A 24698-nucleotide genomic window follows, 5' to 3' on the forward strand; every position below is an offset into this window, starting at 1 on the left:
TCTGCGCCCGGGGGCGCGCCCGTGTCGAAAGGGCGCCGCCCGACGCCGGGCCGCCCGTCAGCTGGACGATGCAGTAGCCGTGGTGGCGGCAGGGCACCAGGTCACCGGGCTCCGGTCGGAAGGTCCGGGCCTCGTAACTGAGCACCGTGCCGCAGCGCAGCGTCGCTGTGAACATGCAGTCAGTCCTCCTACGCCGCGGACGCGGTCAGCGTCCGGTATTCCTGTGTCTCCATTCCGCGCTGCCGTCCCCGTTCTCAGTGCTGGAGAGCGGGGTCAGCGGTCTTCCGGTCCGGCTTCGGGAGCGCTGCCACGATGTCCTCCACGCGATCGCGGGCGTCGCCGAAGAGCATCCGGCTGTTGTCCCGGAAGAACAGCGGGTTCTGCACGCCGGCGTACCCGGTGCTCATCGACCGCTTGAACACCACGACGTGCCCGGCCTCCCACACCTTGAGCACGGGCATGCCGGCGATGGGTGAGCCCGGATCCTCCAGGGCGGCCGGGTTCACCGTGTCGTTGGCGCCGATGACCAGGACGACGTCGGTGTCGGCGAGGTCGTCGTTGATCTCGTCCATCTCCAGCACGATGTCGTAGGGCACCTTCGCCTCGGCGAGCAGCACGTTCATGTGCCCGGGGAGGCGCCCGGCCACCGGGTGGATGCCGAACCGCACGTCGACGCCGCGGTCGCGCAGGTGGCGGGTGAGCTCGGCGACGGCGCTCTGCGCCTGGGCGACGGCCATGCCGTAGCCGGGGGTGATGACGACCGACCGTGCGTCGGTGAGGAGTTCGGCGACGCCGTCGGCGCCGATCTCGGTGTGCTCGCCGTAGTCCTTGTCGACGGCGGCGGCGCCCTCGTTGCCGAACCCGCCGGCGATGACCGAGATGAACGACCGGTTCATCGCCTTGCACATGATGTAGGAGAGGTAGGCACCGGAGGACCCGACCAGCGCGCCGGTGATGATCAGCAGGTCGTTGCCGAGCAGGAACCCTGAGGCGGCGGCCGCCCAGCCCGAGTAGCTGTTGAGCATCGAGACCACGACGGGCATGTCGCCGCCGCCGATCGAGGCGACCAGGTGCCAGCCCAGGGCCAGCGCGATCAGGGTGACGATCGACAGCACCACCAGGTTGGGCTCTATCACGAACACGACGGTGAGGACGACGAAAGTGACGAGCGCGCCGAGATTGAGCGCGTTGTGGGCCGGCAGCATCAGCGGGTTGGACTTGATGCGGCCCGAGAGCTTGAGGAAGGCGACGATGGAGCCGGTGAAGGTGACCGCGCCGATGAAGACGCCGATCACCACCTCGGCCGAGTGGATCCCGAGCAGGTTGCCGGCCACCTCGGTCTGCTCGGCGGCGTCGGCCTCGACCGAGAGGTAGCCGTTCCAGCCGACGAGCACGGCCGCCAGGCCGACGAAACTGTGCAGGATCGCGATGAGCTCGGGCATGCCGGTCATCTCGACCCGGCGGGCCCGCCACAGGCCGACCAGGGCGCCGATGACGACGGCGGCGGCCAGCAGCACGGTGCCGACCCCGGAGATGCTCCGGGTCGCCAGCCCGATGGTGGCGACCAGGGCGATCGCCATACCGGCCATGCCGAAGACGTTGCCCGCCTTGGCGGTCTCGTGCTTCGACAGTCCGGCCAGGCTCAGGATGAACAGCAACCCGGCGACGATGTAAGCCGCGGACGCAGCGGCGACGGCAGTCATCGTGCGGGCCCGCGGGTGAACATGGCCAGCATCCGGCGGGTCACGGCGAAACCGCCGAAGACGTTGATGCTGGCCACCAGGATCGCCACGAACGCCAGCGCGGTGACCACTGGGTCGTCGTGGCCGATCTGCAGCAACGCCCCGACCACGATGATCCCGGAGATCGCGTTGGTCACCGACATCAGCGGCGTGTGGAGGGCGTGGTGCACGTGCCCGATCACGTAGTAACCCACGACGACCGCCAGCGCGAAGACGGTGAAGTGCTGGATCAGCTCGTTCGGGGAGAACGCGGTGATCAGGAACAGCAGGGCCGCAGCGATTCCCACGACCGCGAACTTCCGTGACGGTGGTGGTGGCACCTTCTCCCGCGGGGGTTCCACGGCCGCGGCGGCGACTGGGGTCGGCGCGGCCGAGACCTGCACCGGCGGGGGCGGCCAGGTCTTCTCGCCGTCGCGCACCACGGTCATGGCCCGCTGGACCACGTCGTCGAAGTCGAGGACGAGCTTGCCGTCCTCGCCCGGCGTCAGCAGCTTGAGCAGGTTGACCAGGTTCGTCCCGTACAGCTGGGAGGCCTGGGCCGGCAGCCGTCCGGCCAGGTCGGTGTAGCCGATGATCGACACCCCGTTGGCGGTCACCACCAGTTCGTCGGCCACCGACCCGGCCACGTTGCCGCCCTGCCCCGCGGCCATGTCGACGATCACGCTGCCCGGCTTCATCGAGGCGACCATCTCCTCGGTGATCAGCCTCGGCGCGGGCCGGCCCGGGATCAGCGCGGTCGTGATGACGATGTCGACGTCGGTGACCTGCTCGGCGTACATCTCCGCCGCCCGGCGGTTGAAGTCGTCGCCCATCTCCCGGGCGTAGCCGTCGGAGCTGACCTGCGCCTCGGCCGCGGGCACGGCCACGTACTCCCCACCCAGCGAGCGCACCTGCTCGGCGACCTCCGGGCGGACGTCGGTGGCGCGCACGATCGCCCCCAGGCTGCTGGCAGCGCCGATCGCGGCCAGCCCGGCGACCCCCGCGCCGGCCACCAGCACCTTGGCCGGTGGCACCTTGCCCGCGGCCGTCACCTGGCCGGTGAAGAACCGGCCGAACGTGTGCGCGGCCTCGACCACCGCGCGGTAGCCGGCGATGTTGGCCATCGAGCTGAGCACGTCCAGTGACTGCGCCCGGCTGATCCGCGGAACGGCGTCCATGGCCAGGGCGGTGATCGGCCGCTGCGCGAGCTCGTCGACCAGGTCCGGGTCCAGCGCCGGGCTCAGCAGGCTGATCAGCGTGGTGCCCTCGCGCAGCAGCCCGATCTCCTCGGCCGACGGCGCGTTGACCTTCAGGACGACGTCCGAGGCCCACGCGTCCTGGGCAGCGGCGATGCGCGCCCCCGCCGTCGTGTAGGCGTCGTCGGGGAAGCTGCTGCGCGCCCCCGCGCCGGTCTCCACCACCACCTCGTGGCCGAGCGAGACCAGCTGGGTCACCGTCGTGGGCGTCGCCGCCACCCGCGTCTCACGGGGTCGCGACTCCGCGGGAACTCCGATCATCACGCTGACCTCCGAGGCGGGGTGTTGTGTGGCGGTTCGTCGAGGGGCAGCAGGGCGGAGCGGGTCGTCGGGCTGTTCGCTGCATCGAGCGAGAGCACCATCGACCGTTGGGCAGCAGGACGGGGTGTGCTGCGGCGGAGGCGCGTCAGCGAGTCCCGCGGCAGGCCGTGCGCCCATTCCAGTCGCTGACACGCGGACAGCGAGGGCAGCGTGGTCCCCGCCTCCCAGCTCCGTACCGTCCATCCGGACACGCCGATCCGGCGCCCCAGCGCCACGGCCGACCAGCCGGACGACCGACGGAGGACCGTCACCACCTGCGGGAGATCCGCGGGCCGCCAGGTGTGCGGGCTGGGCACCCGCGCCGGCTCCAGGCCGGCGGCCGCGACGATGCGCGGCAGTGGCCGTCGCAGCAGCCGGGCCAGTGGTCGCCCTGCGGCCAGCGGCACCGGTCGGCTGCCGGCCTCCCAGTGCGCCACCGTCCGGACGCTGACCCCCAGGTGCAGAGCCAGCTCCCGTTGTGTCAGCCCGGCGGCTGTGCGCAGATCGGCCAGCGGTCGCTCGCCCGTGCGCCCCCGAGGCGCGCGCACACCGGCTGCGAGGAGGGTGGTCCGGTCGACACCCAGTACGCCGGCGACGTCGTCGAGCCGATGGACGGGCACGCGCACCCGGCCGTGCTCCCAACTGACCGCGGAGGTCGGCCCGATGCCGAGCGCGGTGCGGAACGCCCGTTGGGTCAGCCCACGGTCACGACGCAGCTGGCCGAGGCCGGGAAGGTGGACACCCTCCGAGCGGCGGGCAGGGTTCTCCGCCAGCACCGCGTCCCACAGCGACGGGTCGAGCCGGAGGGCCGTCACCAGGCGCGGCCAGATCTCCGGCGCAGGCGTGCGCACACCGTTCTCCCACCGGGAGACGGTCGAGGGAACGACCCCCAGCTTGAGCGCCAGCTGGGTCATCGTGAGGCCGGCCGTCAACCGGGCGCGGCACAGGGCCGATGCGCCCTCTCCCCCCGACGTCCGCACCGTGCGGACGCGGTCCGGCCCGATGAGCGCCCTGAGCTGCTCGACGTCGTGTGGGAGGACAGCAGCCAGCTGATGCAGGTGGACGGGCTGCGGGCACACGCCGAGCACCTCCCAACTGCGCAGGGTCGTGTGGGCGATCCCAAGCCGCTGTGCGGCCGCCAGCCGACTGAGCCCCTCCCCCGCCCGCCACGCCAGGAGAACCCCGCTCAGCCCTTTCCCCTCACCGGCCACCGTTGGTGAGATGCCCTCCATGGCGTGCACGCTCAACGGGACGCCGACCGACGCCCCGGAACCGGGTGCGGTCCCAGCGACGACGAGTTGCTGCTCGTGCACCGCGACTCCTGACGTCATCAGTGCCCCGACCGGCTCAGTTGCACGAGCGGGGCACCCGGATGGGAGTTCATCCCCGCGTGAGGTCCACGTGGGTCAGCAGCACGCCGGCCCGCGTCTTGTACCGCCGGTTCACCGCGATCAGCACCGCGGTGAACGGCTCGAGCACCCGCGCCTGCCGCAGCGCGCCGACGTCCACACCTGGGCGGCCGGTCACCTCGGCGGCGAGCTCGACGATCCGCGTACGGGCGGCGGCATCGTCCCCGCAGACCAGCACGTCCTCGCCCGACAGGTCCTTGTCCAGCTTCGCCAGGCTGGGGGCCGAGAGATGGTGGAAGGCGGCGGTGACCGTGCTGTCCGGAAGCAACCCGGCGACCTGCTCGGCGGCGCTGCCCTCCGCGACCGGCAGCCCGTGCGGGCCCCGAGCGTCGAAGCCGAGCGGGTTGATGCACGAGACGACCAGCCGGCCGGCCAGCGCCGGCGCCAGCGCGGCGATCGAGGCACCGCTCTCGTCCCACGGCGTCGCCAGCAGCACGATCTCGCCGGCCGCTGCCGCCTCGACGTTGCTCGCCCCGTCGACCTGCCCCTCGGCTCCTCGCCCGGCCAGGACCTCGCGTAGCTCCCCGGCTGTGGCCTCGGCCCGGGCGCCGTCCCTGGATCCGAGGACGACGGTCCGGCCACTCCGGGCCAGCCGGAGGGCCAGAGCCCTGCCCAGCGCGCCCGTGCCGCCCAGCACGGAGACGACGTCGCTCATCGGTCAGCCCCCGCCGCAGGCAGACGCAGCCCGCCGCCGGGGACGGCCCAGATCTCCCGCTGCGGCGGGGCCTGCTGGTCGTCCGGTGCGGCGATCGCGTACCCGGCTCTCCGGACGTTCCGCGTGACGCGTACCAGGTGCAGCCCACCGGGGGTGTGCGGCCTCAGGTCGGTGCTCGTCATGCCGGCACCTCACTCCTTGTCGTCGATCGTGTGCGAACGCAGTAGGTACTCGAGCCGGTCACCCCGAATGCGGCGCACACCGTGTGCACGGCGGGGACTTCCGCCGAGTCGGCGGCGAGGCGATCCGGTCAGCCGGTCACCAAGCGCCGTCATAGATGGGGTCCTTCGGGTGGACGTCACCGACGCGCGCGGTCGCCGGGATGCCACCGAAGACGTCGCCGAGCTGCCCCTGGGAAGCGAACTGAGCGACGTGGTCGAAGATCACGACCCGGCGCAGCACCTTCCACTCGCCGTCGCGACGTTCGCAGAGGTCGCGGTAGCGGCCGCCCATCACGTCGGTCGGCCCGCCGTCCGGTCGGACCATCACGTAGACGACGGCGCTCTCCCTCTGCGCCAGATCACCGTCGAGCTCGATCAGCACGTTGGTGATGTAGTGGTGCGAGCGGTGTCGGGTGGTCTTCTGGTTCTCGTACGCCCACTGGCAGAACTCGTGTGCCGGTCCGACGAACATCCCGTGGTCGTCCGTGGCCTCGGGCCAGAACGTGGACTTCACCAGCTCGAGGTCCTTGCGGTCCTGCCCACGGCAGTAGAGCGCCAGGTTCTCGTAGAGCTTCTGCTTCGCCATCAACTCAGCGATCGCGGCAGCATCGACGGCCGGCACGGACAGCGCGGTGCCGCCTGAGGGACCAGTCACTCTGCGCTCCTTCGGGGTTCTCGGTGGGGCACCTGAGGCCGGCGCCTGGTGACAGCCGGCCTCAGGTGAGCTGTCAGCCGACCTGCCAGAGCTCCTCGAACTGCTCCTCGTAGTCCGTCGGGTAGACCGGGATGGGGTCGGTGGACTCGATGTTGTCGGGCGTGTACACCGGAACCGGGTAGTAGTCCCCGGCGACGGGCTGGCCGGTGTCGAGGACACGCGCCGCCGTGTCGATGTTGATCGCAGCGGTCATCCCCTGGGGGACGCCCAGCCAGAAGGCGTTCTCATCGCGCTGCAGGGCAGCGAGGTTCTGCGAGACCGGGATCGCGCCGCCGACCTGGACGTCGAGACCCGCCTGCCTCAGTGCCGGCTCGATCCCGACCGCCAGGTCGCCGATGGTGAAGTACGCGAAGTTGAGCGACGGGTCAGACTGCAGCCTCGAGACCACGGTGTTGGTGGCAGCAGGGGAACCGACGTCGCTGAAGGGGATGTCGGTGTAGGACAGCGAGCAGTCCTCGCACTCCGCCTCCAGGACCTCGGCCATGTGGTTGCCCTGGGACTGCAGGGCCTCGACCGGCAGTCCGAAGGCCGCCGCCTTGCCTTGGCAGTTGGTGGCCTGCATGAAGGTGTAGGCGGCAAGCTCGGCGATCCGCTCGGCGGTGTCGCCACCGAGCGGCGTGCCACCGAAGCCCGGGACCGACACCGGCGGATCGGTGATGGACCCCAGCATCAACAGGACGCCGTTCTGCTCCGCGGCCCTGATGGGCTCCTGGAGCGCGGCGGCGGGAAGCCCGTCGATGACGACGATGTCCGAGTAACCGATGGCCTCCAGGGCCTTGCGGTTGACGTCTTCGACGGACCCGTCGTACGACAGGGCCCTGCCCGTCCACCCGACCACCGGAGCGAGGTCGACGATCTCCTGCGACAGCGCGGCGGACGTCGGGACCGATCCCGGGAAGAGCCGGGTGATCGTCAGCCCCTCGACCGGGGGCTTGCTGAGGGGCGTGAGCTCCTCGGGGAGCGTCTCGGGCAGCAGCCCGCGGTCGTCGAGGTACTCGTTCGCCTTGTCCACACACTCCTGCTGGGAGGCCGACAGCTCGCCGTCGCCGGCCGCGGCGGTGTCGCTGCCGCTGGAGTCGCAGCCGGCCGCCGCGAGTACCAGCGAACCCGCGGCGACGCCGACGAGGAGACGCTTCCAAGGCCGTGCGAGGGCCAACTGACGAGAGGGCATGACAGACCTGCTTCCGCTGGGTCGAACACGCCCGCATGGGGGCGCGTTCTTCGAATGGATTCGCCCGTACTGCCACGCCGGCCGACGGTTCTCATCGATGTGACGTGCTGCACGACCAGTGTGGAAAGAGTTGACTTGTTTGTCAACTAGTTATTTTCTTCCCCGTACCGGTGCCCGTGGTGGCGGCCGGCTGCGTCGAGTCGTCCGTCAGGGCTGGCGCCGCGTCCAGCCCCGCCCAGAGCCAGCGCAGTGCGGACGTCCAGCGTCCGCAGCGTCCGAGGCGCGCGGGACCTCAACTGCGCAGAGCGATGGGGATGGGGTGCTGTTACCGGGTTCGGCGCTGGCGAATGGCTCGCGCGGTGATGCTCACGGCGACGATGAGGACCGTGCCTTCGACCAGGTCCTTGATCCAGGGCAGGTCGGGGAACTGCAGCTGGAGTCCCTTGACCGCGATCGCCAGCAGATAGAGGGCGATGATCGTGCCGCGGACGTTGAACCGGCCGGGCAGGATCTGGGTGGCGCCCAGGAAGGTCGCGGCGAAGGCCGGCAGCAGGTACGGCGCGCCGGCGCCGAAGGCGGAGGCGCCCAGCTGCATGGTGAGCACGACCCCGGCCAGGGCGGCCAGCGCGCCGGTCATCATCAACGACAGCGACTGCAGCCGCAGCACCTTGATGCCGGCGAGTTTCGCCGCCTGCGGATTGGACCCGATGGCGTAGATGTAGCGGCCCAGCGGGGTGTGCTCGAGCAGGAACCACAGCACCAGGGCCACCGCGGCGAGGTAGAAGACGGTGATCGGAACGGTGGCGATCGTCGCCTGGCCGGCCTCGGTGAAGGTCGGGCTGACGCCATCGAGCAGGATCGTCTGGCCGTCGGCCACCCAGAACGACAGCGCGGCGAGCACCGAGGACATGCCGAGCGTCGCGACGATCGGCTCGACTCCCAGCCGGGTGATGATCAAGGCGTTCACCGCGCCGATCGACGCGCCCGCCAGCAGGGTCAGGATCACGGCCAGTACCCAGGGCAGGTCGGCCGAGGTCAGCAGCGTTCCCAGCAGGCAGATCGAGAACGTCATGTTGGCGGCGAGGGAGATGTCGAAGGTGCCCGCGGCCATCGACACGGCCACGGCCAGGGTGAGGATTCCGGCGATCGCCGAGCTGGCCGCGATCACCCGCGCGTTGCTCAGGGTGCCAAACGTGTCGGGCAGCAACACCGAGAACACCACCGCCAGGATGACGGCCAGGTAGAGACCGGAGTACCGGTCCAGTCGCAGGACCCCGGCCGACCAGGCCGGCCTCCCCCGCGGGCCGCTCCCGGGATCGGTCACCCCCGGCGGATCCACCACGGTGGTGCCGACGGCCGGCAGGTCAGTGGGCGAGGTCATGACCGACCGCTCCTTGCTCGATGCCAACCGCCTTCGCCGAGAGGACGGAGAGGGCCTGGTGAGGTCGGCCAGCTGGCTCGCATGACGTCTCCTTCAGCTGCTCGGACCGACGAGGCTCCGAGGCGATCCGGCCAACGGGTGAGGCTCATCACAGGAAGAGTGGTTGAGCATCTATAGTTTGTCAACCATCTACTCAGCATGGAGCGGAGGCCAGTCCCCGTGCGCGGACAGGGCGAGCACGCGGGAGATCCACCGGGAGTCCGATCGGACGACGCCCGGTCGGCTGATGCCGGTCAGTGCGGCGTCCGGGCCGGCTCCGCTTTCCAGATCAACGCCGGTCCCCGAGTCGGGCGGCATCAGGACCGCTCGTGCCGCTGAGCCGGTCCTACACGTGCCACTGCCCGGTCGAGGCCCGCGCTCAGGAGGTGTGCGCGGAGGGCGACCACGAGGTTGGTGGAGCCACGACGGAGAGCCTCCGATGCGAGAGACCGCTCGCTGACTGGGGCGCGTTCTCGACGATCTCGTCGGAGCAGCGCCGCAGCGCCGCCCGTGGCGGCCGGTTGGACCACAGCGGGGCAATGACGACCGCCCGGATCCGCCGCGGCCCCAGCGTCAAGGTCGTCCTTGACACAGAATTGTTGGCTGTCTAACTTTCGCCTCTGCGGCGGACTTCCGCCCGCGTCGTCGTCACGGACCGTGCCGGAACGTGCAGGGCTGCTGAACCGGTCTCCCTGGAACCGTTCGGGCGACGGTGGCGACCATGGCGGCCATGCCTAGAGGAGAAATCGATGAGCGACACCACCACTCTCACCAGCCGCTCCGAGCTCTACATCGCGGGTGCCTGGAGCTCGGACGCCGAGCGAGCCTGGATCGAGGTCGAGAACCCGGCAACCGAACAAGTCATCGGTCGAATCCCGGAGGCCACCGCTCGCGACGTCGATCGTGCGGTGGATGCCGCCGTGGCCCTGCACAAGTCGGGGGCTTGGCGGGACACGACACTCGCCGATCGGGCAGATGTGCTGACGGAGATCGCCGAGGGCATCGACAAGCGCGCCGCTGATCTGCAGGCGCTCTACGTGACCGACCAGGGCGGACTGTCGTCGTTCGCGGGCTTCACGTCCGCGACCGCCTCCATGATCTTCCGTGACACAGCACGGCTCGCATCTTCCCTCGACCTCGGACCCACGAAGCGAGACACCCCTGGCGGGTCCGTGTACATCAGCCGCGAGCCTTCCGGGCCGGTGGCAGCGATCGCTCCCTGGAACGCACCACTGGTCCTGTCTGCCGTGAAGATTGCGCCGGCGCTACTCGCGGGATGCCCGGTCGTCCTGAAGATCTCCCCGGAGACTCCGCTCACTCTGTTCGTGCTTGCCGAGGTGTTCTCTGAGGCCGGCCTCCCGGACGGTCTCATCTCGTTCCTGCCCGGTGGACGCGATGTCGGCCAATACCTGATCTCGCGCCCGGGCATCTCGCACATCTCCTTCACCGGCAGCACAGCGGCCGGGCAGCAGGTCATGCGGACCGCTGCCGAGCGCATGACCCGGTTGACCCTCGAGCTCGGCGGAAAGTCAGCCGCGCTCGTGCTCGACGACGCAGAGCCGCACGACTTCGTCGCAAGCCTGACGAGAGGATCCGTGGTGCAGACCGGGCAGGTGTGCACCACGCAGAGTCGCATCCTGGTCCCCAACTCGCGCGAGGCCGAGTGGATCGACGCCCTGACCGCGGCATTCGAGACGCTCGCCGTGGGAGATCCCTCAGATCCGTCGACCGAGGTCGGCCCACTGGTCTCTCAGGCACAGGTGGACCGCGTGGAGTCCTACGTCACGAGTGCACGGAACGACGGAGCAACGGTGCTCACGGGCGGCGGCCGGCCCAGTGGACCGGGATTCGACACCGGATACTGGTTCCTTCCGACACTGTTGACGAACACTGGTCCGGAAATGCGCGTGTACCGGGAAGAGGTCTTCGGTCCGGTGATCGTCATCGAGGGGTACGACACCCTCGATGACGGAATCGACGCGGTCAACGACACGGAGTTCGGTCTCGGTAACGGAATCTATTCGCCCGACGTCGACCGGGCCCTCGCGCTCGCACCGAGGCTCGACAGCGGGACAGTCTCGATCAACACCACTGGCGCCTGCATCACCGCTCCGTTCGGCGGCATGAAGATGTCCGGGTTCGGGCGCGAGGGCGGAATCGAGGGCATCGAGGCCATGCTGGAGTCCAAGCAGATCCAACTGCCCTGATCTGCCCGGTCGACTCACGCCCTCGCAGGCGTCACTCGGATGGCCGGCGCAGTGCCATTCGCCTGAACGGCCCGCTGTGCTCGCGGCCGGACCAGTGGAGTCCGCGCGGATCACTGGTCGTCGCAGCACGCGACGACTCTGAGCTCGACACCACGGTGCGCGCCGGAACGCTGGTCTGTGCCGTCGGCTTCTCAGCGGTGGTGCCGGTGCCGGTGTCCGGCCGGACGTGGCATCGGGCAAGGACGTCGAGGCGGAGGCAGCGGCGGCCGTCGGCCCATCCGTGCTGTGGCTCGGCGAGGACAGCGCCGACCCCCTGGTCACCTGCCCTTGCCGCGGCGGCGGGGCCGTGCGCTGACGTCGCCCATCGCCGACCATGGCGGTGGCGGGTTCGTCCGGCACGCTGAGCGCGTTGGCCGGCCGGGGGCGGAGCCGGATGCCTCCCTGCGGCGTTCCGGAGGCTTCGTCCCTGGGCGGTTGCTCCTCGCTGGGGATGCCCGTTTTCGATCCGAACTCGCTCACCCGGGCCCGTTGCACCACCCGGCTGAACTGATCCGATCCATCGCCCGCGTCATCCTGGGCTTCCGGTCTCCACGGTGGGACCGGCGACGGGCGGGCGATGTGGCAGCGGACCCTCATGCCGCCTCCACCGCCCGCCCGCTACCTGCACAGCCCAGCGGTCGAAGGTGCCCGTTGCCCGGATCGACCAGCCCCTGCGGGAGGCGCTCATACAGCCCGGTCGACGAGACCCGTCTCAACCGACTCGGCAGCCTCCACGGTTACTTGGCGAAGTGGATGACGCCACGGATGTTGCGGCCGTTGCGCATGTCGTCGAACCCCTCGTTGATCTGGTCGAGCGAGTACGTCGTGGTCACCAGCTCGTCGAGTTTGAGCTTGCCCGCGCGATACATGCCCAGCAGCATCGGCATGGCCTCTCGTGGCGACTTCATGCCGTACAAGGCGCCCTGGATCCGCTTCTGCGTGATCGCGATGCTCGTCGCGTTGAGCCCGGGGACGACGGCCTCCTCACTGGCGGGAGAGATTCCCGTCAACACCAGGGTCCCGGCCTTGCGGATCGCCTGGAGGCCTTCGCCGATCAGATCGTTGTGCACCAGGCCGGCGCACAGGATCGCAACGTCAGCGCCCTGACCGTGGGTCAGGTGCTGAATGCGGTCCATCGAGGACGCGATGGAGTCGTAGGACTCGGTCGCGCCGAACTCCAGGGCCCACTTCTGCTTCTGTGCGACCGGGTCAGCGACGATGACGTGCGCAGCGCCGCTCTCGCGGGCGCCTTGGACCGCGTTCATCCCCACGCCGCCGACGCCGGCGATGAGAACGACGTCGCCCGGCTGAACGCTGCCCGCGGTCGTAGCGGATCCGAAACCGGTCTGGACCCCACAGGCCACGAGGCAGGCGATCTCGAGCGGGACGTCCCTGTCGATCTTGACCAGGGACCGCTGGTCGTAGACCTGCAACTCGGCGAAGGTGCCGAGGAGGCCGGCCGTGCCGATGTCCCGGCCGTCCGCGGTGTGCATCCGGAACGTGCCATCAAGCTGGTGCCCCTGCATGATGAGCGCTCCGAGGTCGCACAGGTTCTGCATGCCCATCGCGCACCAACGACACTCGCCACACGCCGGGATGAAGGACGTCAGCACGTGGTCGCCGACCTCGAGTGCCTTCACGCCCGGGCCGACCTCGGCGACGATGCCTGCACCCTCGTGTCCGGCGACAAAAGGCAGATGGCCCGCTGGCATGTCGCCCGTCGCGATGTGGTCATCGCTGTGACACAGACCCGAGGCCACCATCTCGACGAGGACCTCGCCCTCCTTCGGATCGTCGAGCTCCACTTCCTCGACGCTCCACTTGCCCGGTGCTTCGTACAGCACTGCTGCGCGCGTACGCATGGTTCTCCTGTCTGAACGGTCTTGGTCACAGAACTGGGCGGTGTCTCGAACCGTCTGACCCGCTCGAATCGGCCATCACCAGCGGTTCAGCCGACTGGCGGCGTCAACCTGTTCTACGCCTGGCACCGATGGAGCCGAGCCGTGAACTCCAGTCCTCGACGTGACTCCTCGGGAACGGTGTTCCGGGGTGTCAGCCGACTTGCCAGAGTTCCTTGAACTGGTCGCCGATGTCGGTCGGATAGACCGGGATGGGGTCGGTGGACTCGATGTTGTCGGGCGTGAACACGGGAACCGGGTAGTGATTGCCGACGGTGGGCTGGCCACTGTCCAGCGCGCGCACGGCGGTGTCCAGGATCAGCCAGGGGCTCGTCCCGTGCGGAACGCCCAGCCAGAAGGCATTGTCGCCTCGCTGCAGCGCGGCGAGGTTCTGCGAGACCGGGATCGCGCCGCCGATCTGCGCGTCGAGACCCGCCTGCTTCAGTGCCGGTTCGATCCCGATCGCCAGGTCGCCGGTGGTGAAGAACGCGAAGTCGATCGACGGGTCGGACTGCAGCTTGGAGACCACAGCGTTGGTGGCCGCCGGCGACCCGAGGGCGCTCAGCGGGATGTCGGTATAGGAGGAGGTGCAATCCTCGCAGCTTGCCTCCAGACCCTGCTGCACCCCATCAGCCAGATTGTGCATGGCATCGAAGGGGAGCCCGAACACGGCCACGTTGCCCTGGCAGTTGGTGGCCTGCATGACCATGTTGGCGCCCGGTTCACCCATCTTGTTGTAGAGGTCGCCGCCGAGCGGCGTGCCGCCGAATCCCGGGACCGACTGCGGCGGTTCGACGGCGTCGAGCATCAGCAGGACGCCCTTCTCCTCGGCCGCCCTGATGGCATCCTGGGCCGCGGCGGGAGGCAGCCCGAGGGTCAGGACGACGTCGGAGTCGTCGATGGCTGCCAGGAGCTTGCGGTTCGCGTCCTCCACCGACCCGTCGTAGGTCACGGCCTTGCCGGTCCAGCCGATCTCCGGGGCGATGTCCACCAGGTGCTGCGCCGTCTCGACAGCCGACGGGCTCGGCAAGTGGACGTAGGTGATCGTGAGTCCCTCGGTGGGGGGCTTGCTGAGCGGGGTGAGCTCCTCGGGAATGGACTCCGGCAGCAGGCCGCGGTCGTCGAGGTAGGCGTTGGCGTTGTCCACGCACTCCTGCTGGGCGGCGGAGAGCTCCCCGCCACCGGCCGCGGCGGCATCGCTGTCGCTGCTGGTGCTACAGCCGGTCGCGACGATCAGCGACCCGGCGGCGATGCCGGCGAGGAGTCGCTGGCGGGATCGGGTGCGTGGAGTGCGTGGAGAGGGCATGACGGACCTGCTTCCGTTTGTGTCGAGCGCGCCCGCACGGGCGCAGAGCAATCGGGATGGGGTGCTGTTACCGGGTTCGGCGCTGGCGAATGGCTCGCGCGGTGATGCTCACGGCGACGATGAGGACCGTGCCTTCGACCAGGTCCTTGATCCAGGGCAGGTCGGGGAACTGCAGCTGGAGTCCCTTGACCGCGATCGCCAGCAGATAGAGGGCGATGATCGTGCCGCGGACGTTGAACCGGCCGGGCAGGATCTGGGTGGCGCCCAGGAAGGTCGCGGCGAAGGCCGGCAGCAGGTACGGCGCGCCGGCGCCGAAGGCGGAGGCGCCCAGCTGCATGGTGAGCACGACCCCGGCCAGGGCGGCCAGCGCGCCGGTCATCATCAACGACAGCGACTGCAGCCGCAGCACCTTGATGCCGGCGAGTTTCGCCGCCTGCGGATTGGACCCGATGGCGTAGATGTAGCGGCCCAGCGGGGTGTGCTCGAGCAGGAACCACAGCACCAGGGCCACCGCGGCGAGGTAGAAGACGGTGATCGGAACGGTGGCGATCGTCGCCTGGCCGGCCTCGGTGAAGGTCGGGCTGACGCCATCGAGCAGGATCGTCTGGCCGTCGGCCACCCAGAACGACAGCGCGGCGAGCACCGAGGACATGCCGAGCGTCGCGACGATCGGCTCGACTCCCAGCCGGGTGATGATCAAGGCGTTCACCGCGCCGATCGACGCGCCCGCCAGCAGGGTCAGGATCACGGCCAGTACCCAGGGCAGGTCGGCCGAGGTCAGCAGCGTTCCCAGCAGGCAGATCGAGAACGTCATGTTGGCGGCGAGGGAGATGTCGAAGGTGCCCGCGGCCATCGACACGGCCACGGCCAGGGTGAGGATTCCGGCGATCGCCGAGCTGGCCGCGATCACCCGCGCGTTGCTCAGGGTGCCAAACGTGTCGGGCAGCAACACCGAGAACACCACCGCCAGGATGACGGCCAGGTAGAGACCGGAGTACCGGTCCAGTCGCAGGACCCCGGCCGACCAGGCCGGCCTCCCCCGCGGGCCGCTCCCGGGATCGGTCACCCCCGGCGGATCCACCACGGTGGTGCCGACGGCCGGCAGGTCAGTGGGCGAGGTCATGACCGACCGCTCCTTGATCGTCCGCTTCATGAAGTGAGCCCGAGGCTCGTGTGGACCAGGCGCCGGGTCTGGACCTCGGCTCCGTTGAACTCGCTCACCACGCGCCCGTGCCGCAGGACGAGGACGCGGTCGCAGAGCCGCTCGAGCTCGGCCTCGTCGGACGAGCAGACCAGTACCGCCACGCCCTTGCTGGCCACGTCGTCGATCAGGTGGTGGATCTCGGCCTTTGCCTTGATGTCCACGCCCTGGGTGGGCTCGTCGAGCAGCAGGACGTGGGGATCCGTCTGCAACCACTTGCCCAGGACGACCTTCTGTTGGTTTCCCCCCGACAGGGACTCGATCGGGGACTCCAGCGAGGGCGCCTTGACCGACATCTTGGTGCTGATGCTCGCCGCCTGACGACGGTCGTCGCGGGGGCGGATCCGGACGTGCCGCGCCAGTCGACGCACCGTGGTGAGGTTGGCGTTCTCGCGCACGTTGAGCCCGGAGACGATCCCGTCGCGGAGCCTGTTGGCCGGCACGAGGGCCATCCCGAGGGCGCACGCGGTGTGCGGACGCAGGGCGGGGAGCTCCCGGCCGCGGACCGTGACGCGTCCCTCGCGGGGTTTGGCGCCGAAGATCAGGGAGCAGAGTTCTTCGCGGCCTGAACCGGTGATGCCCGCGACCCCCACGACCTCTCCGGCGAGCACCTGCAGGTCGAGCTCGACGATCTCGGCCCCGCGGACGCCCCGCAGCGCCAGGAGCGGCTCGCCGGGGACGGTCGTCGAGCGCTGTCGCGCCTCGTCGACGACGCCACCGGTCATCAGGTCGACCAGCCCGCGCTGGTCGAGCTCTGAACAGCGCTTCGTCGCCACCCGGTGCCCGTCCACCAGGACGGTCACCCGATCCGCGAGCTCGAACACCTCCTCCAGGTGGTGCGACACGTACAGGATGCCGACGCCCTGCTGGCGCACGGTGTTGATGATCTCGAAAAGCCGTTGGACCTCCGCCTTGGGCATGGTGGCCGTCGGCTCGTCCAGGACCAGCACCGACATCTCGCCCTGGGCGCTCTGCAGCGCGCGGGCGATCGCCACGGCGGTCCGCTCGACCGGCTGCAGGTCCTCCACCAACGCGCGGACGTCCACCTCGTAGCCGATCGCCCGCAGCGCAGCCTCAGCTGCCGCTGTCTGCCGGCGCCAGTTGATCCGCCCTCCCATGCCTCTGGCGTATCCGTGCCCCAGGGCGAGGTTGTCGACGACGGAGAGGGCAGGGACGAGACCGAGGTCCTGGTGCACGAACCGCACACCGGCGTCGTGGATGTCGTCCGGGTCCCCCAGTGATCGAGGACGCCCGTCGACGAGCGCGCTCGCCCCCGGATCCGCCTCGTGGAAGCCCGCGAGGATCTTGATCAGGGTGGATTTGCCCGAGCCGTTCTGACCCACCAGCGCATGGACCTCACCCGGTGCGATGTCCAGCGAGACATCGTGCAGGACACGAGTGCCCCCGAATGTCTTCGACACCGCCCTGAGGTCGAGCCGCGGTGCTCGTTGATCTGGATTCACGAGTACGTCCCTGCTCTTTCGCGTCGGTCTTCAGGAAAGCGGGATGTAGACGTTCTTCTGGTAGACGTATTCCTCGATGCCGGCGCGGCCGCCCTCCCGACCGAAACCCGAGGCCTTGACCCCGCCGAACGGCGCTGTCGCCACCAGGGGCGGAAAGCCGTTCACCCCGATCCAGCCGGCGTCCAGACCGTCCGCGATCCGGTGCGCGCGCCGCAGGTCGTTGGTGTGGACGTAGGCGGCCAGCCCGTGCTCGGTGCCGTTGGCCATCTCGAGTGCGTGGGCCTCGTCCCTGAACGGCATCATCGCCAGGACAGGGCCGAAGACTTCCTGCTGGGCGATGGTGCTGTTGTTGTCGACGTCGGCGAGGACCGTCGGTCGGACGAAGCTGTTGCCACCGAGGTGGGTCTCGAGCCGCTCGCCACCGGTGACGACGCGTGCCTCCTTCCGGGCCGCGTCGACCATCGCCACGATCCGATCAGCAGCGTGCTCGCTGATCACCGGTCCCATCAGCACGTTCGGGTCGAGGGGGTCGCCGATGGTCGGGCTCGTGGTGACGGCGGCGACCCGATCGATCACCTCGTCGTACACCGACTCCTGGACCATGAGGCGGGTCGGGAAGAGGCAGCCCTGCCCCGAGAGCATCACTGCGCTCATCATCGCGGCCATCTGCGCCGCGGCGTCCAGATCCGCATCCTCGAAGATCAGGTTGGCCGACTTGCCGCCGAGCTCGAGGACCACCGGGGTGAGCGACTCGGAGGCGGTCGCCATGATGCTGCGCGCGACCGCGCCGCCGCCCGTGAACGCGACCTTGGCGACGTCAGGGTGGCGGATGATGGCCTGGCCGGTCTCCCGGTCACCCGAGAGGACGCTGAGCACCCCCTCCGGCAGGCCGGCTTCCCGGCAGATCTCGGCCAGTCGCATGACCCCGAACGGACTGAGCTCAGGCGACTTGAGAATCACGCAGTTGCCGGCCGCGAACGCCGGGGCCAATTTCATCGCCGCGTTGTTGACGGGCCCGTTGAACGGCACGAAGACACCGACGACGCCGTATGGCTCGTACTTGACGTAGTCGAGGGCGTTGCCCGGGTAGGTGCTGATCAGTTCGCCCTCGAACTTGTCGACCCACCCGGCGTAGTACTCGAAGTGGTCGATCACCATCCCCACGCCACCGACGGCGAGGGGGACCCCCGTCTCCAGGGCACTGATCCTGTTGAGCTCGTCCTGGTGTGCCTCGACGGCGCGGGCGATGTTCCAGAGCAGCCGACGACGCTCGTCCGCCGGCATGCGTCGCCAGGCGGGGAACGCCTTGCGAGCGGCCCGGACCGCCTGGTCGACCTCCCGCTCGCCGGCGACGGGGAAGGGTGCGAGCAGCTGCCCCGTGGTGGGGTCGATGTGGTCGAGAGTCCCGCGCTCGGTCGTGGTGACCGCCGACCCAGCGATGTGGAGGGACGGCTCGGGCAGGACCTCCGCGGCGACGGCCTGGTGGAGCTGGAGCGCGTTCATGGCGGTTCCCTTGCGATCGGTGGGTCGTGGAGTCGCCGTTCCGCACCCTGGGCCGAAGTGCGGGCGAGGAGGGGGTCGGACGGTCGAGGTCGACCGGCGTGCGGTCAGGACGGGGCGGGGAAAGTGATCACGCTGCGGGCGACGCCGCCGCCCTCCAGCGCCTCGTAGGCCTCGTTGATCTCGTCGAGCGCGATGGTGTTGGACACCAGGTCGTCGAGGTTCAGGCGGCCCTTGAGGTAGAGATCCACGTACAGCGGGATGTCGTTGTAGAAGTTCGAGGAACCGAGCCAGGAGCCCCGCACTCCCTGCTGGTACGGCAGCAGCAGGCTGTCGCCCGGAGACGGGCGGAGAGTCAGCTCGGTGCCCGGCGACATGCCGCCGATGAGGTACACGGTGCCGTCGTGACCGAGAACCCCGAGGGCCGACTCCGCTACGGCCGGCACCCCCACCATCACGAACGCGTGGTCCACGCCTTCGGACTCGGTGAGCTCGCCGATCGCCTGGACCACGTCGACCTGGCTGGAGTCGACGACCTCGGTGGCGCCGAACTTCTTGGCCAGGCCGAGCTTCTCGGGCTGGATGTCCACGCCGATGACGCTCGTCGCGCCGGCCAGCACTGCCGCCTGGATCGCGTTCAGGCCGACGCCGCCGCAGCCGAAGACGGCCACCGACTGACCGGGCTGCACCCGCGCGACGTTGAACACCGAGCCGGCGCCGCTCGCCACGGCACAACCGATGAGCGAGGCCTGCTCGAACGGCATCGCGGGATCGATCGCGACCAGCTGGTTCTCGTGGATCAACGCCTGCTCTGCGAAGCCACCGAGACCCTGGAGCTGTCCGAGCGCCCCCTTGCCGTCCCGCAGGCGAGGTGCCGCGCCCGGGTCCCGGTCGAGGGCACCCGGCTTCGAGCAGGCCCAGAGGCGGCCCTTCAGACACGCTCGGCACTGGCCACACGGCTGCAGGGCGGCTGCCACGACGTGGTCGCCGACGCGGATCCGTGAGACGGCTGATCCGACGGCGGTGACGACCCCGGCGATCTCGTGCCCCAGGACGACTGGCATGGGAACGCCCATCCCCTGCTCGGCGACGGTGATGTCGCTGTGACACAGACCGGACGCGCGAATATCGACGAGCACCTCGTGGTCCATCGGCTCGGCAATGGTCACTTCCGAGATCTCGAACTTCTCGCCCACGCCCCTGGTCACTGCAGCTCGCATGGCTTCCTTCTCTTCGTTGATCCCGGGCACCTGTCACCCGCCGGGTCCCGGCGGTCCATCGACGCGAGGTGGATCACAGTGAGGCGCGTCACCGAAAGTCTGGTTGGCCGTCTATAACTTGTCAACCATCAATCTTCCCGTCCGGCGCGGCCCTGTGCGGCGAAGCCTCCGACCCCGGACGCCCGCCATGGCCGGTCGACGGCTCGCGGTCGAGTCACCCCGATGACGCCGCCGCGGATCCGGGGAACTGGCACAGTGGGGATCACCGCTCGGGCCGGCCGTCGAGAGCGCCACCCCGTCCCCCACGACCCTCACCGGCCGGGATGTGCCACACGGAGGGCATGGCGCCGTCGGCGCGACGGGCGGACCGCGGTCAGCCGGCGCGCACCTTCGGCAGCACCTCGTTGACCAAGAGGTCGTACGAGTGCGCCAGGTCGGGCGTCTTGACATAGGGCGTCCAGAAGGTCATCCGCTGGAGGCCCAGGTCGACGAACTCCCGGATCCTGTCGACGCAGGTGTCGACGCTCCCCACGATGCCGAACTGGTCGACGAACTCGTCAGGCAGCACCTCCGTCTGCACTGCCGTGGCACCGTGCCTGTTCATGTCATAGACCTCGGCGAGCTTGAGCAGCGTCTCCGCCTGCGCGGGAGTGGCCGGTCCGATGACCTTGTTGTTCATGGCCGAGAAGCGCGCCATCGACGCGACCGTCGGTCGCGCGAGGTCACGAGCGAGCCGGACATCCTCGTGCGGCATGACGACGACGGCACATCCCACCCCCACGTCCTGCCCGACCCCAGCGGCAGCAGTACGCGCGATCTCCACACCCCAGGCCACTCGATTGATCTCTGCCGCGAGCCCGAGGATGACGGTCTCCGCCACGCGCGCGGATGAGGCGATGGCCTTGGGGCCGGTGGCGTAGGACTCGATCGGCACCTTCGGCATGCCGTAGTCCTTCAGCCACTTGAGGCTGCTGCCCTTCGGCCCGGAACCGATGGCCAGGTTGTCGAACCCCACTTTGGCGTTGACCACCATGGCACCCGCGTCCGCCAGGTCGACCTCCTCGCCGCGGAGGTAGGTCTGCAGCACCTCGAGGTAGTGCTCGAATGCACCGATCGCCATGGGAGACGCCCCGACGTAGGCCAGCGCAGAGTCACCTCGCCCGATCCCCAGGACGGCGCGGCCGTCGGAGACGACCTGGAGGGACGCGGCAGCAGCAGCCGTCACCGATGGATGCCGGGTGATCGGGTTGGTGACCCCGGTGGCCAGCTTGATCCGACTGGTCCCCTGAGCAGCGAGGGTGAGATAGGCCCAGACCTCAGGGAACATGCACTGCGAGTCCACCATCAGCGCACCGTCCCAGCCCTCGGCTTCGAGCCGTGCCGCCTCGGCGGGCGCCTCTCGAGGGTCGTTCGGCGTGAGGCTGGTCCAGAACTCGGTTCGATTGCCCATCTGGTCGTCCCCTGTCTCGATCTGTGGCGGTCACCGGGTCCGGCGACGGCAGTGGAGTCGCCGCTCGTACCGTGTCGCCGCGTAGGTGTACGACTGGGGCAGACCCGGTCTCTCTGGCGAGGTGCGCGTGGGCTCCGAAGCCGCCGGTGGCGATGTCGGGAAGACCGCGCCGATGGCTCCGCCGGCGCACTCCTTCCTCGGTCGTCGCCCAGGCCGCGGCAGTAGGTCCTTCACCCCGGACTCCCTCAGTAGGACCGATCCGGCTAAAGTTTGTCAACAAGCAAATCTATCGGCGCGGGCACCTGGCGCACGTCGACCGTCGCGCAGGAACCTTGCTATCGCGAGGCGTCGAGGGCTACGCTCCCATAACTTGCTGGTCGACAAACTAGGAAAGCAGGCCTCCTCATGCGACGACCACTCGTCGATCCCCGACCGAGGATCCCCGTTGCGTACCGGACGGAGGAGCGCGAGGCCATCCAGCAGATGGCGCGCGACTTCGCCATGCAGGAGGTCCTCCCGGTCGCGAACCAGCTCGATCCCGAGCACGGTCTCATCCCCGACCAGCTCCGGAAGAAGATGGCCGAGCTGGGCTTCTTCGGAATCCTCATCCCGGAGGAGCACGACGGCCTGGGTCTCGGCGTCTTCGAGTACGCGCTCATCACCGAGGAGCTCGCTCGCGCGTGGATGAGCGTCGCCAGCATCATCACGCGCTCGAGCGTCGCCGCCGCCCTCGACCCCACCCAGCGGGCCGCCATCCTGCCCCGCGCGGCGCGCGGCGAGTGGCTGGGCGCTTTCGCGATGAGCGAACCCGGCGCGGGGTCGGACATCGCCGCCATCCGCACCCGGGCCGACAAGGTGGACGGCGGTTGGCTGATCAACGGGCAGAAGATGTGGTGCACCTTCGCCGACCAGGCCGACGGCATCCTCATCGTCGCTCGCACGACCCCCTACGACTCCTCCCGACGGCACGAGGGCATCCGACGGTTCATCGCCTACAAGAACCCCGGCGAGTTCCCCGAGGGCTGCACCGGCACGCCGATCCGCAAGATCGGCTACCACGGGTGGCGCACGTACGAGCTCTCCTTCGAGAACACCTTCGTGCCGGACGACGGGCTGCTGGGCTACGAGCAGGTCGCCGGCGCCGCGGACCGTGGCTTCGCACGCGTCGCGGAGGGCATGCTGACGCCCCGGATCCACACCGCGGCACGCTCCATCGGCCTGGCACGGGGGGCGCTCGAGGACGCCATCAAGTACGTCCAGGAACGTGAGCAGTTCGGCCACGCCATCGGGGACTTCCAGGCGACCCGCTTCAAGATCGCCTCGATGGCCACCGAGATCGAGCTGTGCCGCGCGCTCATGTACGAGGTCGCCGCCGACGTCGATGCGGGCGAGACATCCGACGTCCGGGCGGCCATGCTCAAGTACGCAGCGGCGGAGATGTCCGAGCGGGTGACCTCAGAGGCCCTCCAGCTCCATGGCGGCGCCGGCTACACCACCGACTTCCCCGTCGAGCGCTACTGGCGGGACGCCCGCCTCACCAAGATCTTCGAAGGCACCTCGGAGATCATGCAGCGACTGATCTCCGACCGACTCCTGCCGCCTACCCCCTTCCGATGAGCCGCTCGAGCGGCCACCTTGAATGTGGTGGTCGATCAACTATGATTTCGCCATGGGAACCGAGCAGAGCCTCAACGGTCATCAGGTCCGCTCTGAGCGCTCCACCCGCCTCCTGCTCCATGCCGCAGGCGAGCTCGTGGCCGAGGGCGGGTACCAGTCGATGACCCTCGCCACGGTCGGAGAGCGCGCCGGGTACAGCCGCAGCCTCGCGACTGCTCGCTTCGGGTCCAAGGCCAAGTTGCTCGAGGCCCTCGTCGACTCGATCGTCGGTCGCTGGGATGTCGAGACCCTCGAGCCGGAGCTGCACGGCCTGGACGGGCGGGAGGCGCTGCGCGTCCTGCTGACCGAGATCAAGAACTCGTACGAGAAGCACCCACATTCCCTCGGCGTCCTCTACGCCCTGATCTTCGAGGCCGTCGGCCCCGTCCCTGAGCTGCGGGATCGATTCGTCGCCCTGAACAGGGGTCTCCGTTCCCGCATCAGCAACTTCATCGAGCGCGGTGTACGGGACGGTTCCATCGTCCCGGGCATCGATCCCGAGCTGCAGGCCGCGATCATCGTCGCGCAGCTGCGCGGAGTGGGTTACCTGTGGAAGCTCGATCCGGACTCCATCGATTCCGGTGCCGTGCTCTCGTCGTTCATCGATCAACTGATCGGCCACCTGGCCGGCGACCGGTCCGTGGCGTCCGACGGTGACCCGGAGGAAGGCCGCCTGCCGGCTTGAGGCGGCGAGTTCGGAAAGCCAGGCCGGCACACCATCCGACGTGCGCGGTCCATCCAGTTCCGCATGGATCGAGGTACGTCATGACAGGACCGCTCAGGGCTCTGCGCGTCGTCGAGCTGGCCAGCATCGGGCCCGGCCCGCACGCCGCGATGATCCTCGCCGATCTCGGCGCCGACGTCGTCCGCGTCGAGCGTCCGGACGCGCCCTTCGGCCTGGGGCCGCAGGGTCGCAACGAGCAGCTGCGCGGACGGCGCACGGTGACCGCCGATCTGAAGTCCCCGGCTGATCGGGAGACCGTCCTCCAGCTCCTGGCACGCGCGGACGTGCTCATCGAGGGGTACCGGCCCGGCGTGGCCGAGCGACTCGGGCTGGGGCCGCAGGACTGCCAGCGGGTGAACCCCCGCCTCGTGTACGGCCGGATGACCGGGTGGGGACAGGACGGTCCGCTGGCGAACCGCGCCGGGCACGACATCAACTACCTCGCGATCGCCGGCATCCTCAACGCGGTGGGACGCGCCGGCCAGCGCCCCGTCCCACCGCTGAACCTCATCGGTGACTACGGCGGTGGCTCGATGTTCCTGCTCACCGGGATCCTCGCGGCGCTGTGGGAGCGCGAGCGCTCCGGCGTCGGCCAGGTCGTCGATGCCGCCATGCTCGACGGAACGAGCGTGCTCGGGCACATGCTGTGGTCGATGTACGGCGGCGGGGCGTGGACCGCCAGGCGTGGGGAGAACTTCCTCGACGGCGGCGCCCCCTTCTACGACACCTACGAGTGCGCGGACGGCGGCTACATGGCGGTCGGCGCCGTCGAGCCGCAGTTCTACCAGCGGCTGCTGGAGGGAGTGGGTCTGGCCGGGGAGGACCTGCCCGGCCAGCACGACCGGTCCGGGTGGCCGGCGCTGCGTGCCCGGTTGACCGACGCGTTCCTGAGCGAACCGCGCCAGCACTGGACGGACGTCTTCGCTGCGGTCGACGCGTGCGTGACTCCCGTGCTCTCCTTCGACGAGGCCAGCCGGCACGAGCACGTCGTCGCCCGGGGCGTCGTCACCGAACTCAACGGCATCGTCCAGCCCTCCCCCGCACCGCGGTTCTCGCGTACGGACCCCGGCACCCCCGCGCCACCGCCGAGCGAGCCCACGGACGTCGGCGTCGTCATCGCGGAGTGGAGTGGGCAGGCGAGCCAGGCCTGACGGGGTCCGAGGAAT

The 24698-nt window shown here is 69.5% G+C and carries 19 protein-coding genes; 4 read left to right on the plus strand and 15 right to left on the minus strand.

Translation table 11 applies throughout. The features are described from left to right. Positions 1 to 254: 254 nt before the first annotated feature. The 8 genes from pntB to CRP39_RS09040 form a co-directional block, all read right to left on the minus strand. Positions 255 to 1703: a Re/Si-specific NAD(P)(+) transhydrogenase subunit beta gene (gene pntB / locus CRP39_RS09005; RefSeq protein ID WP_097206034.1), complete on the minus strand. Its 1449-nt coding sequence runs from the start codon at positions 1701 to 1703 to the stop codon at positions 255 to 257. Continuing rightward, positions 1700 to 3238, minus strand: a complete 1539-nt coding sequence (locus CRP39_RS09010; protein ID WP_221201372.1) for a Re/Si-specific NAD(P)(+) transhydrogenase subunit alpha — start codon at positions 3236 to 3238, stop codon at positions 1700 to 1702. Before CRP39_RS09010 ends, pntB begins: the two co-directional genes overlap by 4 nt. After that, positions 3238 to 4590, minus strand: coding sequence for a helix-turn-helix domain-containing protein (locus tag CRP39_RS09015; protein ID WP_172442357.1), 1353 nt, complete (start codon positions 4588 to 4590; stop codon positions 3238 to 3240). The genes CRP39_RS09010 and CRP39_RS09015 overlap by 1 nt, the downstream gene beginning before the upstream one ends. A gap of 67 nt (positions 4591 to 4657) precedes the next feature. Continuing rightward, positions 4658 to 5341 carry an NADPH-dependent F420 reductase gene (gene npdG, locus CRP39_RS09020; RefSeq protein WP_097206037.1) on the minus strand — a complete coding sequence of 228 codons (684 nt, stop codon included), beginning with the start codon at positions 5339 to 5341 and terminating at the stop codon, positions 4658 to 4660. Beyond that, positions 5338 to 5523: a hypothetical protein gene (locus CRP39_RS09025; RefSeq protein WP_097206038.1), complete on the minus strand. Its 186-nt coding sequence runs from the start codon at positions 5521 to 5523 to the stop codon at positions 5338 to 5340. The genes npdG and CRP39_RS09025 overlap by 4 nt, the downstream gene beginning before the upstream one ends. Positions 5524 to 5659: 136 nt before the next feature. Beyond that, positions 5660 to 6217 (minus strand): nuclear transport factor 2 family protein, encoded by a 558-nt coding sequence (locus CRP39_RS09030; RefSeq protein ID WP_097206039.1) that lies wholly within the window; start codon positions 6215 to 6217, stop codon positions 5660 to 5662. A gap of 73 nt (positions 6218 to 6290) precedes the next feature. Next, a complete protein-coding gene (locus CRP39_RS09035; RefSeq protein ID WP_097206040.1) occupies positions 6291 to 7433 on the minus strand; it encodes a sugar ABC transporter substrate-binding protein in 1143 nt (380 codons plus the stop codon). A 340-nt stretch (positions 7434 to 7773) separates the two neighbouring features. Beyond that, on the minus strand, positions 7774 to 8829 hold the full coding sequence (locus tag CRP39_RS09040; protein ID WP_097206041.1) for an ABC transporter permease: 1056 nt from the start codon (positions 8827 to 8829) through the stop codon (positions 7774 to 7776). 788 nt (positions 8830 to 9617) lie between these two features. On the opposite strand from CRP39_RS09040, the gene CRP39_RS09050 reads away from it, so the two are divergent. After that, positions 9618 to 11075 carry an aldehyde dehydrogenase gene (locus CRP39_RS09050; protein ID WP_097206043.1) on the plus strand — a complete coding sequence of 486 codons (1458 nt, stop codon included), beginning with the start codon at positions 9618 to 9620 and terminating at the stop codon, positions 11073 to 11075. A gap of 776 nt (positions 11076 to 11851) precedes the next feature. Here the strand turns inward: CRP39_RS09050 and CRP39_RS09055 are convergent. From CRP39_RS09055 to CRP39_RS09085, 7 genes are all read right to left on the minus strand, one after another. Continuing rightward, the gene (locus CRP39_RS09055) at positions 11852 to 12976 is read right to left on the minus strand and encodes an NDMA-dependent alcohol dehydrogenase (protein ID WP_097206044.1); all 1125 of its coding nucleotides are present in this window, start codon (positions 12974 to 12976) and stop codon (positions 11852 to 11854) included. A gap of 190 nt (positions 12977 to 13166) precedes the next feature. Then, positions 13167 to 14318: a sugar ABC transporter substrate-binding protein gene (locus tag CRP39_RS09060; RefSeq protein ID WP_097206045.1), complete on the minus strand. Its 1152-nt coding sequence runs from the start codon at positions 14316 to 14318 to the stop codon at positions 13167 to 13169. Between the two features lie 67 nt (positions 14319 to 14385). Then, complete coding sequence (locus tag CRP39_RS09065; protein ID WP_097206041.1) at positions 14386 to 15441, minus strand: ABC transporter permease; 1056 nt, start codon at positions 15439 to 15441, stop codon at positions 14386 to 14388. Positions 15442 to 15467: 26 nt separating this feature from the next. Next, a complete protein-coding gene (locus CRP39_RS09070; protein ID WP_097206047.1) occupies positions 15468 to 16982 on the minus strand; it encodes a sugar ABC transporter ATP-binding protein in 1515 nt (504 codons plus the stop codon). A gap of 30 nt (positions 16983 to 17012) precedes the next feature. Further along, positions 17013 to 18485: an aldehyde dehydrogenase family protein gene (locus CRP39_RS09075; RefSeq protein ID WP_097206048.1), complete on the minus strand. Its 1473-nt coding sequence runs from the start codon at positions 18483 to 18485 to the stop codon at positions 17013 to 17015. A gap of 104 nt (positions 18486 to 18589) precedes the next feature. After that, on the minus strand, positions 18590 to 19678 hold the full coding sequence (locus tag CRP39_RS09080) for a zinc-binding dehydrogenase (RefSeq protein WP_216359666.1): 1089 nt from the start codon (positions 19676 to 19678) through the stop codon (positions 18590 to 18592). Positions 19679 to 20075: 397 nt separating this feature from the next. Then, entirely contained in the window at positions 20076 to 21152 is a 1077-nt protein-coding gene (locus tag CRP39_RS09085) for an LLM class flavin-dependent oxidoreductase (RefSeq protein WP_097206050.1), read from the minus strand. Between the two features lie 405 nt (positions 21153 to 21557). Between CRP39_RS09085 and CRP39_RS09090 the strand changes: the two genes are divergently transcribed. From CRP39_RS09090 to CRP39_RS09100, 3 genes are all read left to right on the plus strand, one after another. Then, a complete protein-coding gene (locus CRP39_RS09090) occupies positions 21558 to 22769 on the plus strand; it encodes an acyl-CoA dehydrogenase family protein (RefSeq protein WP_097206051.1) in 1212 nt (403 codons plus the stop codon). Positions 22770 to 22791: 22 nt separating this feature from the next. Then, positions 22792 to 23493, plus strand: a complete 702-nt coding sequence (locus CRP39_RS09095; protein ID WP_097206052.1) for a TetR/AcrR family transcriptional regulator — start codon at positions 22792 to 22794, stop codon at positions 23491 to 23493. An 80-nt stretch (positions 23494 to 23573) separates the two neighbouring features. Then, positions 23574 to 24683 carry a CaiB/BaiF CoA transferase family protein gene (locus tag CRP39_RS09100; RefSeq protein WP_097206053.1) on the plus strand — a complete coding sequence of 370 codons (1110 nt, stop codon included), beginning with the start codon at positions 23574 to 23576 and terminating at the stop codon, positions 24681 to 24683. Positions 24684 to 24698: the final 15 nt, after the last annotated feature.

It is taken from the genome of Geodermatophilus sabuli (assembly GCF_900215145.1).
Taxonomy (GTDB): domain Bacteria; phylum Actinomycetota; class Actinomycetes; order Mycobacteriales; family Geodermatophilaceae; genus Geodermatophilus; species Geodermatophilus sabuli.

Coding starts and splice junctions, on each gene's coding strand:
- pntB (WP_097206034.1), bottom strand. CDS start 1,703: ATGACTGCCGTCGCCGCTGCGTCCGCGGCTTACATCGTCGCCGGGTTG.
- CRP39_RS09010 (WP_221201372.1), bottom strand. CDS start 3,238: ATGATCGGAGTTCCCGCGGAGTCGCGACCCCGTGAGACGCGGGTGGCG.
- npdG (WP_097206037.1), bottom strand. CDS start 5,341: ATGAGCGACGTCGTCTCCGTGCTGGGCGGCACGGGCGCGCTGGGCAGG.
- CRP39_RS09025 (WP_097206038.1), bottom strand. CDS start 5,523: ATGACGAGCACCGACCTGAGGCCGCACACCCCCGGTGGGCTGCACCTG.
- CRP39_RS09040 (WP_097206041.1), bottom strand. CDS start 8,829: ATGACCTCGCCCACTGACCTGCCGGCCGTCGGCACCACCGTGGTGGAT.
- CRP39_RS09050 (WP_097206043.1), top strand. CDS start 9,618: ATGAGCGACACCACCACTCTCACCAGCCGCTCCGAGCTCTACATCGCG.
- CRP39_RS09055 (WP_097206044.1), bottom strand. CDS start 12,976: ATGCGTACGCGCGCAGCAGTGCTGTACGAAGCACCGGGCAAGTGGAGC.
- CRP39_RS09060 (WP_097206045.1), bottom strand. CDS start 14,318: ATGCCCTCTCCACGCACTCCACGCACCCGATCCCGCCAGCGACTCCTC.
- CRP39_RS09065 (WP_097206041.1), bottom strand. CDS start 15,441: ATGACCTCGCCCACTGACCTGCCGGCCGTCGGCACCACCGTGGTGGAT.
- CRP39_RS09075 (WP_097206048.1), bottom strand. CDS start 18,485: ATGAACGCGCTCCAGCTCCACCAGGCCGTCGCCGCGGAGGTCCTGCCC.
- CRP39_RS09085 (WP_097206050.1), bottom strand. CDS start 21,152: ATGGGCAATCGAACCGAGTTCTGGACCAGCCTCACGCCGAACGACCCT.
- CRP39_RS09090 (WP_097206051.1), top strand. CDS start 21,558: ATGCGACGACCACTCGTCGATCCCCGACCGAGGATCCCCGTTGCGTAC.
- CRP39_RS09095 (WP_097206052.1), top strand. CDS start 22,792: ATGTGGTGGTCGATCAACTATGATTTCGCCATGGGAACCGAGCAGAGC.
- CRP39_RS09100 (WP_097206053.1), top strand. CDS start 23,574: ATGACAGGACCGCTCAGGGCTCTGCGCGTCGTCGAGCTGGCCAGCATC.